Raw genomic sequence first — 9,779 nt, forward strand, 5'->3', positions numbered from 1 at the left:
GTACGGCTGTCCGGTCGCGGACGGCTGGTCGCCGGCCGTGCTGCATCGGGGGCGGGTGCCCGTCGGGGGTGCCGGGGCCGGGCACCGCGGCCGCCGCGGCGGGCGAGGGCGGTTCACCGTCCGGTCCTGCGTCGTGCGGGGCGCCTGCCGCCCCTGGGCTGGGTCCGGTCGGCGCGGGCGGCAGGCGGCCGGTCGCCGCCGGTGGCCGGCGCCGGGGCGCGCAGTCCGGCGAGCGTGCCGCCGGGGTCCCGGGCGATCCGGGCGAGGAGGTGTTCGTAGGCACGGGCCAGGCGCCCGGCCGTGGCCGGGGTGAACAGGTCGGTGCTGTACTCCAGGTAGCCGGCCAGTCCCGCGCCGGTCTCCTGCACCACCAGGCTCAGGTCGTACCGGGAGGTGCCGGCGTCGGTGGGCAGCTGGGTGACGGTCAGGGCGCCGGCGTCGTCCGCCTCCGGCGCGTCCCAGGTCGGCAGCAGGTTGAACGTGGCCTGGAACAGCGGGGACCGGGCCGGGTCGCGGTGCGCCGCGAGGGCGTCGACGAGGTCCGCGCACGGCACGTCCTTGTGCGCGTGGGCCTCGCCGGTGGCGTCCTTGGCCTCGGCCAGCAGCTCGGTGAAGGGGCGCCCCGGGGACGCGTCGAGGCGCATCGGCAGCATGTTCACGAAGTAGCCGACCACGCCCTCCAGTTCGGTGTCCGGCCGGTTGGCGACCGGGGTGCCGATGACCAGGTCGGGTGTGTCGCTCTCGCCGCCGAGCAGGGCGGCGAACGCCGACAGCAGCGTCATGTAGAGGGTGGCGCCGTGCTCCTGACCGAGCCGCCGCAGGCCGTCGGCCACCTCGCCGGGGGCGCTCAGCGCCACCTGGGCGCCCTGGTACGTCTTCACCGGGCACCGCTCGTAGTCGGTGCGCACCGGCAGACAGCCGGGCGCTCCGTCCAGCCGCCGCAGCCAGTGCTCCCGCTGGCGGCCGAGCTCCTCGGCCGTGACGGCCGTGGCCTGCCGGCGGGCGAAGTCGGCGTAGCTCATCGGCAGCGGCGCGAGCCGCGGCTCCTCGCCCAGCGCGAACGCCCGGTACAGGGCCTGCTGTTCGGTCAGGACGATGTTCACCGACCAGCCGTCGAAGACGCCCCACGGGCGGGTCAGGACGGCGACGTGCCGGTCCTCGGCGAGCGTGAGCAGGTGGGAGCGCAGCGCGTGCGGCCCCTCCGGGTCGAAGGGCCGGGCCCGTTCGGCGCGCAGCCAGGCGGCGAGGCCCGCCTCGTCGCCCGGGGCGGGCGCGACGGTCACCGCGAAGCCGGCCGCGTCGTGCACGCGCTGCGCGAGGCCGCCGCCGGGGAGGCGGACGTAACCGGTGCGCAGCACGGGGTGGCGCTCCACGAGGGCGCGCACGCTGCGGACGAAGGCGTCGCGGTCGAGCGGCCCGTCGAGGCGGAAGGCGAGCTGCACGTTGTCGTGCGCGGCGGCCAGGTGCCCGGGCCGGTTCAGGAACCACAGGTCCCGCTGCTGCAGGGACAACGGCGCGGTGCCCTCGGCCGAAGCGGTGTCCTCGGCCGACGTGGTGTCCCCGACCGACGCGGCGGACTCGGCCGGCACGCGGGCCGCGTCGGCGGCGGTGGCGGCGGACTCGGCCGGCACGTCGGCCGACGCGGCGGACTCGCCCGGCATGCGGGCCTCGCCGTCGGCGTTGGCGGAGCCACCGGTGTTGGCGGAGCCGGCTGCCCGCGCCACGCCCTCGGGCGCGACCGGGGCGGTGCCGTCGCCCGGCACGTAGGTCGGACCGGTCTGCGCCGCGTCCTCCAGCCCACCGGCCGCGCCCGCCGCGTCCCGCGGGGCCGGGGCCGCGTCCCCGGTGGCCGTCGGGGCCGGGGCCGCGGCCTCGGCGGCCGTCGCGGCCGGGACCGCGTCACCAGTGGCCGTCGGGGCCGAGCCGGCTCGTGCCGCGGCGGGCTGCCCGGCGTCGAGCAGGCCGTCCACCGCGGCGGCCATCTCGGCCATGCCGGAGGCGGTGAAGATCACCTGGAGCGGGAGGTCCGCGCCCATCTCCTTCTTCACCCGCAGGGAGAGCCTGGTGGCCAGCAGGGAGTGCCCGCCGAGGTCGAAGAAGGAGTCGTTGAGGCCGACGCGGGCGACGCCCAGCACCTCGGACACGATGCGGCACAGCTCCCGCTGGGTGGGCGTGTGCGGGGCGACGTAGTCCTCGCGGGCCAGGTCCGCCTCGGTGGGCGCGGGCAGGGCGCCGCGGTCGACCTTGCCGTTGCGGTTGACGGGCAGTTCGTCGAGGACGACGAACGCGGTCGGCACCATGTAGTCGGGCAGCCGCGCGGCCAGGTGCTCCTTCAGCCGCCGGGCGAGCGGCGCCTGCGCTCCGTCCTCCTCGCGCGCGCCGCGCACCGGGCTGACGTAGGCGACGAGGGAGCGGGAGGCGCCGGTGCCGTGCGGCAGGACGACGGCCCGGTGCACGGCGGGGTGGCCGTGCAGGGCGTTCTCGATCTCGCCGGGCTCCACCCGGAAGCCGCGGATCTTGACCTGGTCGTCGACCCGCCCCAGGTGCTCGATCAGTCCGTCCGGCCGCCAGCGCACCAGGTCGCCGGTGCGGTACATGCGGGTGCCGGGGGTGAACGGGTTGGGCACGAACCGCTCCGCGGTCAGCCCGGGCCGGCCGAGGAAGCCGCGCGCGAGCTGGTCGCCGGCGATGTACAGCTCGCCGGGGACGCCGGCGGGCAGCGGCCGCAGCGCGTTGTCGAGGACGTACGCCTGCGTGTTGTAGACGGGCGCGCCGATGGGCACCCGGGTGGCGCCGGGCTCGGGGGTGTACGGGCCGTACAGGCCGAGGGCGCCGCCCACCTCGGTGGGGCCGCACAGGTTGAACAGCAGGGTGCCGGGCAGGGCGCGCGCCACCCGCTCGGCCAGCTCCACGGACAGCGGTTCGCCGGTGGCCTCCAGCCTGACCAGGCCGGTGCACTCGGCGGCGGCCGGCTCGGAGAGGAACTCGGCGAGCATCGAGGGCACGAAGTCGATGTCGGTGATGCCGTGTTCCCGGACGGCCGTGGCCAGGTACTCGGGGTCCTTCTGGCCGCCCGGCCGGGCGATGACGATCGTGCCGCCGGTCTGCAGCGGCCAGAACAGCTCCTTGACGGAGACGTCGAAGCCGATGGAGGTCTTGAACAGGATCCGGTCGCCCTCCCCGCCCCGGTAGACGCCCTGGTCCCAGGCGAGCCAGTTCATGCTGGCCCGGTGGGTGATCACGACGCCCTTGGGCCGGCCGGTGGTGCCGGAGGTGTAGAGCACGTAGGCGGGGTGGTCCGGGCGGATCCCGGCGCCGGGATCGGTGTCCGCCAGGCCGGAGGTGTCGGGCAGTTCGTCCAGGACCAGCAGCGGACGGGCGTCGGAGACCATCGTCGCGCGGCGTTCGGCGGGCAGGTCGGGGTCGAGCGGCAGATAGGCGGCGCCGGACTTGAGGATGCCGTAGATCGCGACGAGCAGGTCGAAGGAGCGCGGCATGCCGACGCCGACGATCCGCTCGGGGCCCGCTCCCCGCTCGGTCAGCCAGTGCGCGAGCCGGTTGGCGCGGGCGTCGAACTCCGCGTAGGTCAGGCGCTGGTCCTCGTACACCAGCGCCGTCGCGTCGGGGGTGCGGGCGGCCTGGGCGGCGAAGGCGGCGGTGAGGGTGGGCGCCGGCATGGGGGTGCGGGTGTCGTTCCACTCGACGAGCAGGCGCCGGCGCTCGGCGGCGGGCAGCACCTCCAGGTCCAGGGCGCGGGTGCCGGCGCCGTCGTCGGCGGCGAGGGCTTCGGCGAGGCCGGTGAGCGCGGTGACGAGGTAGCCGGCGACGGCGTCGGCGGACAGCGAGTCGTCCACCTGGAGGTCGAGGGAGAGTTCGCTGCCGAAGTCGTCGACGGACACCGACACCGGGTAGTTGATGCCGTCCGCGGCGGCGACGAACCGCACCCCGGAGTCGTCGGTGCGCGGGGCCGCGGTCTCGCCGTGCCCGGGTTCGAAGTGGCGGAAGTTGGCGACGGCGCTGAACAGCGGGGCGTCGCCGTCCATGCCGCTGCACCGCTGGGCCAGGCCCAGCGGGGTGTGCTCGCGGGCGACCAGGCCGCGCAGCGCGACATCGACCTCGCCGATCAGCTCGCGGACGGTGCGGCCGGCCAGCCGGACCCGCAGCGGGAGGGTGTTGATGAAGTTGCCGAGCATCCGCTCCACACCGGGCACGCCCTGGAGCCGTCCGGACATCACCGAGCCGAAGACCACGTCGTCGCGGTTGCTGCACGCGGCCACGACCCGTGCCCAGGCGGCGTGGAACAGGCAGGCGGGGCTGGTCCGCAGCCGCCTGGCGTGGGCGCGCAGCTCGCCGGTGAGTTCCGCGGGGAGCGTGCGGCGCAGCCGGGTGACCCGGCGGGCGTCGCCGTGCACGTCGGCCAGGCCGAACGGGAACGTCGGCTCGGTGACGTCGCCGAGGGCGGCGCGGAAGTGCTCCTCGGCCTCGTCGGCCGCCTGCCGGCGCAGGGTGTGCGCGACGAAGTCGCGGTACGGCGGCGGGGGCGGCAGCAGGTCGGCGCGGCCGGCCATGTGCAGGGCCAGTTCCCCGAGGGTGAGCCGCAGCGAGGTGGCGTCCTCGATGAGGTGGTGGGCGGTCAGCAGCAGGTACCGGCGTTCGGAGTCCGGGTCCTCGGCGACCGTCAGCCGCAGCAGCGGGGCGGTGTCGAGGCTCATCCGCCCGGCTCCGTCCAGCAGGGCGCGGGCCTGTCGTTCGGCGTCCCGGCCGGGTTCCAGCCGGACCCGGCGCAGCGGCAGCCGGGCCGTGCGGTGCACGACCTGCACGGGTTCGGGCAGTCCGGTGGTGAGGACGGCGGTGCGCATCACGTCGTGGCGGTCGACGACCGCCTGCAGGGCGGCGGTGAACCGGGCGCAGGCCGCCTCGTCGTCGGCCACGTAGAGGGTGGAGACGAGGTAGGGGTCGTGGTCCGGGTCCATCAGGTGGTGGAAGAGGATGCCCTCCTGCGTGGACAGCAGCGGGTAGACGTCCTGCACGCCGGCCGCGCCGCCGGGCACGGCGGCGGTGATCGTGTCGAGCTGGTCCTGGGTGAGGTCGATCAGGGGCAGCATCCCCGGGGTGAGCCGGGTGCAGCCGTCCGGGATCAGGTTGGGCGGCGCGCTGTACTCGTCGTCCGTCCCGGGGGTGGCGTCGACGCGGGCGGCGAGGGCCGCGAGGCCGGGCTCGGCGAACACGTCCTGCACGGCGACGTTCAGGCCGTGCTCCTTGAGCCGGGCCACCAGCACGGTGATCATCAGGGAGTGGCCGCCGAGGGCGAAGAAGTTGTCCTCGGCGCTGATCCGTGCGGCGTCGAACCCCGTCAGTTCGGCCCACACCCGGGCGAGCAGCTTCTCGGTGGGGGTGGCGGGGGCGACGTAGGCGCGCTGGGCGAAGGCGTCGATGCCGGGTGCGGGCAGGGCGGCCCGGTCGAGCTTGCCGTGGGCCGTGACGGGCAGGGCGTCCAGGACGACGAAGGCGCCGGGCACCATGTAGTCGGGCAGGCCGGCCGCCAGGTGGCGGGTCAGCTCGGCGCGGTGGTCCTCGCCCGGGTGGCCGGGGTCGAGGACGGTGTACGCGACGAGGCGGGGACTGCCCGGCTGGTCCTCGCGCACGACGACGGCGCAGGCCCGCACGGCGGGGTGCTCGGCGAGCCGGTGCTCGATCTCGCCCGGCTCGATGCGGAACCCGCGCAGTTTGACCTGGCCGTCGACGCGGCCGAGGAACTCCAGGTTGCCGTCGGGCAGCCGGCGCGCCAGGTCGCCGGTGCGGTACATGCGCGCCCCGGGCCCGCCGAACGGGTCGGGCACGAAGCGTTCCCGGGTCAGTTCCGGCTGGTGCAGGTAGCCGCGGGCGAGACCGGCGCCGGCGATGTACAGCTCGCCCGCGCAGCCGATCCCCTGGGGTTCGCGGGCCTCGTTCAGGACGTGGAGCCGGATGTTCTGGATGGGCCGGCCGATGGGCACCGTGCGCGGGGCGGGCCCGGCGGGGCAGGTCCAGTGGCTGACGTCGACGGCGGCCTCGGTGGGGCCGTAGAGGTTGTGCAGGGGCGCCGGGTGGCGCTCGTAATGGCGGGCGCACAGGTCGGGGGGCAGTGCCTCGCCGCTGCAGAAGACCCGGCGGACGGTGTCGCACTCGCTCCAGCCGGGCTCCTCGACGATGGTGCGCAGCATGGAGGGCACGAAGTGCAGGGTGGTCACGCCGAACCGGCGGACGGCGGAGACCAGGTAGGCGGGGTCGCGGTGGCCGCCGGGCTCGGCGACGGCGAGCCGCGCGCCGAAGAGCAGGGGCCAGAAGAACTCCCAAACCGACACGTCGAAGCTGTACGGGGTCTTCTGCAGGACGACGTCGTCCTCGCCGAGACCGTACTCGTGCTGCATCCACTCGATGCGGTTGACGGCCGCCCGGTGCTCGATCATGACGCCCTTGGGGCGGCCGGTGGAGCCGGAGGTGTGGATGACGTAGGCCAGGTGCTCGCTGGTCAGGCCCAGTTCGCCGGCCGGCGGGTTGTCCTCGCGGCCGCCGGTGACGTCCTGGCCGGCGCCGTCGCGCAGGGTGCCGTCGCGGTGCAGGCCGAGCAGGTGGGCGGCGCCGCGCAGGGGCCCGGTGTCCAGGTCCGGCTGGGTGAGCACCACCTGGACGCCGGTGGACTCCACGAGGCCGGCGCGCCGGGCGTCGGGGTGGGTCGGTTCGATGGGCAGGTAGGCGCCGCCGGCCTTCAGGGTGCCGAGGATGCCGGCGACCATCTCGGCGGAGCGGTGCGCGTGCAGGCCGACGAGGGTGTCGGGTCCGACGCCGTGCGCGCGCAGTCCGTGGGCGACGCGGTTGGCCCAGGCGTTGAGCTCGCCGTAGGTCCAGCAGGCCTCGGCGTCGACGAGGGCGGTGCGGTCCGGGTGGCGGGCCGCCTCGTCCTCGAAGAGCTGGTGCAGGCAGCGGTCGGCGGAGTACGGCCGCTCGGTGTCGTTCCACACCTCGATCACCTGGCGGCGCTCGGCGTCGTCCAGCATGCCGAGCCCGGACAGGGGCCGGGCCGGGTCCGCCGCGACGGCCTCCAGCAGCCGTGTGTAGTGACCGATGAAGCGCCGGACGGTCTCCCGGTCGTACAGGTCGGTGTTGTACTCGACGGTGCCGGCCAGTCCGTCCGGGGTCTCCCGCAGGTCGACGGTGAGGTCGAACTTGGTGGAGGTCAGCTCGACCTCGACCGGGGTGACGTCGAGGTCACCGAGGGCCGCCGAGCGCCCGGTCTGCGCCTCCTGGAGGACGAACAGGGTCTGGAAGACGGGTGAGTGGGCGAGGCTGCGCTCGGTGTCCAGCGCGTCCACCACGGCCTCGAACGGCACGTCCTGGTGGTCGTAGGCCTCGAGGGCGGTCCTGCGGACGCGGGCCAGCAGCTCCGTGAAGGCGGGGTCGCCGGACAGGTCGGTGCGCATCACCAGGGTGTTGGCGAAGAAGCCGACCAGGTCCTCGGCCTCGCGCCGGTTGCGGCCGGCGACCACGGTGCCCACGGCGATGTCGGTCTGGTGCGTGTAGCGGTTCAGGACGACGTCGTAGGCCGCGAGCAGCGTCATGTAGAGGGTGGCGTCGTGGGACTTGGCCACCTCGCGCAGCGCGCCGAGCAGTTCGGCGGGGCAGCGGAAGGACTCGGCGGCGCCCGCGTACGTCTTCACCCGGGGGCGTTCCCGGTCGGTGGGCAGGGTCAGCCTGGGATCGACGCCCGCCAACTGGCGCCGCCAGTAGCCGACCTGGCGTTCCTGCACCTCGTCGGCGAGCCGGCGGCGCTGCCAGTCGGCCCAGTCGGCGTACTGGACGGGCAGGGGTGCGAGCGGCGTCGGCCGGCCGGCGGCGAACGCCTCGTAGCACGCGACCAGATCGCGGAAGAACACCCCCACCGACCAGCCGTCGCAGACGCTGTGGTGGGTCGTGACGAGCAGGTGGTGCTCCTGTTCGGAGCGCCGCAGCAGACGGGCCCGGATCAGCGGCCCGCGCGCCAGGTCGAACGGGGCGGCGGCCTCCTCGCGGCAGATCCCGGGCAGCCGTGCGGGGTCGGCCAGTTCCTCCTCCACCACGGTGAAATCGGCGCCGTCGCCGATGACTTGCCCCGGCACGCCCTCGTGTTCGGTGAACCTGGTGCGCAGCACCTCGTGCCGCTGGACGACCGCCGCCAGGGCGCGCAGCAGGGCGGGCCGGTCCAGGCGGCCGCTGAGCCGCATCGCCACCGGGATGTTGTACGCGGCGCCGGTGCCGCCCAGTTTCTCCAGGAACCACAGGCGCTGCTGGGTGAACGACAGCGGCAGCGGCTCGCCCGCGTCACGCGGCAGGCGCGGCACGGCGCTCAGCGCGGACAGGTCGACGCCCTGCTTGCGCAGCAGCGAGATCAGGGCGCGCTGCCGCTTCGCGGGCAGGGAGCGGATCCTCCGGACGAGGTCCAGTCCGGTGTCCTGACTGGTGATGTCCATCGTCAACCTCTGCCTCAGCTCTCGATGTCCAGGGCGTCCAGCTCCTCGTCGCTCATGTGCTCGACGAGGGCGATGCTTTCGAGGATCAGGTCCACGTCGAGCGAGCCGGCGTCCGTCGTGGCCGCGGCGCGCCGCCCGAGTTCCAGGGCCATGTCGGCGAGCCGGGGCGCGCTGAAGACCGCCTCCACCGGCAGCTCCACGCCGGCCCGTTCGGTGAGCCGGTTGATGAGGCGGGTGGCCAGCAGGGAGTTGCCGCCGAGGGCGAAGAAGTCGCTGCGGCCGTCGAGCCGTTCCGGGTCGACGCCCAGGACGTCCGCCCAGGCCAGCGTCATCGTGCGCAGGCTGTCGGAGGGCGTGGCCGCGGCGGCGGGCGCGTGCGGCCCGGGCGGCTCGGGCACTGTGCGGCGGGTGGCGGCGGGTTGCTCGGGGGCGCGGCCGACCCAGTAGCGGCCCGTCTCGAAGGCCGTCGGCGGCAGTGGCGCCATGGGGCGGGGCCCGTCGTGCAGTCCGGCCCACGGCACCCGGACGCCGTGCGCCCAGAGTTCGGCGAGCTGGTCCAGGGCGCGGTCCTGGACCAGTCCGGCGAGGAACGCCTCGCCGCGGGCGCCGGTCAGGACCGCGCCGAGCGGTCCGGCGTCCCCCTCGGCGTTGCCGCGGTGCACGCCGACCCCGACGGGCGGCGTGGCGGGGGCCTCGGCGAGTTCGGCGGCGAGGGCGTCGCGGAGCTGCCCGCGGTCGGCCGCGACCACGGCGAGCCGCTCGGCCTGGGGCTCCCGGCCGAGCTGGGAGGTGTAGGCGATGTCGGCGAGGCTCACCGTGCCGTCGCGGTCGAGGTAGTCGTGCAGGCGGCCCACGGTCGTGCGCAGCAGTTCGGGGGTGCGGGCGGAGACCAGGACGACCTGCGGTGCCGGGTCCGCCGCGACGGTGCGGGCGGCGGCGGGCGGCGCCTCGACGACGATGCTCACGTGACTGCCGCCCGCCGCAACGGAGTTGATGAGGGCGCGGCGGGGCGCGCCGCCGCGCGGCTCCCATCCGGCCGGCTCCTCCGCGAGCCGCAGGGGCGAACCCTCCAGGTCGAGGCGGGGGTTGGCGGTTCCGGTGGCGACGAGGGGGGCGACCTGCCCGTGCCGGAGCTGGAGCACGACCTTGGTGAGCTGGGCGATGCCGGATGCGGCTTCGGGGTGGCCGAGGTTGGACTTCACGGTGCCGACATGAACGGGTTCGGTGACACCGGCGAACACCTCGCGCAGGGCGCGGATTTCGACCTCGTCGGAGAAGGCGGTGCCGTTGGCG

General features: G+C 75.3%; 2 protein-coding genes. Both read right to left on the bottom strand.

Annotated elements, in window-relative coordinates; all coding sequences use genetic code 11:
* Positions 1-113 precede the first annotated feature (113 nt).
* The gene (locus tag TNCT1_RS11830; protein WP_143630824.1) at positions 114-8,486 is read right to left on the bottom strand and encodes a non-ribosomal peptide synthetase; all 8,373 of its coding nucleotides are present in this window, start codon (positions 8,484-8,486) and stop codon (positions 114-116) included.
* A gap of 14 nt (positions 8,487-8,500) precedes the next feature.
* On the bottom strand, positions 8,501-9,779 hold a 1,279-nt coding region (locus TNCT1_RS11835), incomplete at its 5' end, for an acyl carrier protein (RefSeq protein WP_235902534.1).

It is taken from the genome of Streptomyces sp. 1-11, assembly GCF_007176755.1.
Taxonomy (GTDB): Bacteria; Actinomycetota; Actinomycetes; order Streptomycetales; family Streptomycetaceae; genus Streptomyces.

What these genes read in the sequence shown, in the direction of transcription:
- TNCT1_RS11830 (WP_143630824.1), bottom strand. Translation starts at nt 8,486, where the DNA reads ATGGACATCACCAGTCAGGACACCGGACTGGACCTCGTCCGGAGGATC.